At 65.8% G+C, this 1229-nt stretch carries 1 protein-coding gene; it reads left to right on the top strand.

All coding sequences use genetic code 11. From position 1 onward, the window contains the following. Nucleotides 1-39 precede the first annotated feature (39 nt). A partial coding sequence (locus tag A8G15_RS28400; protein ID WP_245688042.1) for an amino acid adenylation domain-containing protein occupies nucleotides 40-1229 on the top strand: 1190 nt, incomplete at its 3' end.

Below are 1229 nucleotides of genomic sequence, written 5' to 3' on the forward strand. Positions count from 1 at the left end.
TTCGGTTCGGGTTCGCCTGCGGTGGTGTTCGGGGATGCGGTGTTGTCGTATGGGGGGTTCGAGTCGCGGGTCAATCGGTTGGCTCGGGTGTTGGTCGATGCGGGTGTGCGGGTGGGGGATCGGGTTGCGGTGTGTGTGCCGCGGTCGTTGGATCTGCCGGTGGTGCTGGCGGCGGTGATGCGGGCCGGTGGTGCGTATGTGCCGGTGGATGCGTCGTATCCGGTGGAGCGGATCGAGTATGTGTTGGCTGACAGTGCGCCGTCGTTGGCGGTGGTGGATGTGTCGGTGCGGTCGGTGATCTCGGGTGTGCCGGTGGTGGAGTTGGGTCCGGACTCGTGGGAGGACTGGGCTGGTGTGTCGGATGCTCCGGTGGTGTTGTCGCGGCCGGTGTCGGGTCGGGATGCGGCGTATGTGATCTATACGTCGGGTTCGACGGGTCGGCCGAAGGGTGTGGTGGTCGAGCATCGGGGTTTGGTGAATTTCCTGGTGTGGAAGATGCGGGCGACGGGGATCGTGGCGTCGGATCGGGTGTTGCAGAAGGCGCCGACGGCGTTCGATGCGTCGGTGTGGGAGTTTTTCGTGCCGTTGGTGGCGGGGGCGTCGGTGGTGGTGGCCGAGCCGGAGGGGCATCGGGATCCGTCGTATCTGGTGGGGTTGATGTCGTCGGGTGCGGTGTCGGTGGTGGAGTTCGTGCCGTCGATGCTCGATGCGTTGCTCGAGTTCGTGTCGGATCCGTCGGATGTGGCGGGTGTGGAGCGGGTGTTCTGTGGTGGGGAGGAGTTGTCGCCTGGGTCGGCGTCGGCGGCGTTGGAGGTGTTCGGGGATCGGTTGTTCAATTTGTACGGTCCGACGGAGGCGACGGTGGGGATCACCTCGCAGGTGATTTCGCGGGAGGTGGTGTCGCGGTCGCGGGCGGCGTTGCCGATCGGGTCGCCGGCGTTCAATTCGTCGGCGTGGGTGTTGGATCGGTTCTTGCGGCCGGTTCCGGTGGGGGTGCCGGGTGAGTTGTATCTGGGTGGGGTGCAGGTGGCTCGGGGGTATCACGGTCGGCCGGGGTTGTCGGCGGGTGCGTTCGTGGCCGATCCGTTCTCGGGATCCGGGCAGCGGTTGTATCGGACGGGGGATTTGGTGCGGTGGAATGTGTTCGGTGGGTTGGAGTATTTGGGGCGGTGTGATGATCAGGTGAAGATTCGGGGGTTCCGGGTGGAGCTGGACGAGATCCGCGCCGC

Source organism: Rhodococcus phenolicus (assembly GCF_001646785.1).
Taxonomy (GTDB): domain Bacteria; phylum Actinomycetota; class Actinomycetes; order Mycobacteriales; family Mycobacteriaceae; genus Rhodococcus; species Rhodococcus phenolicus.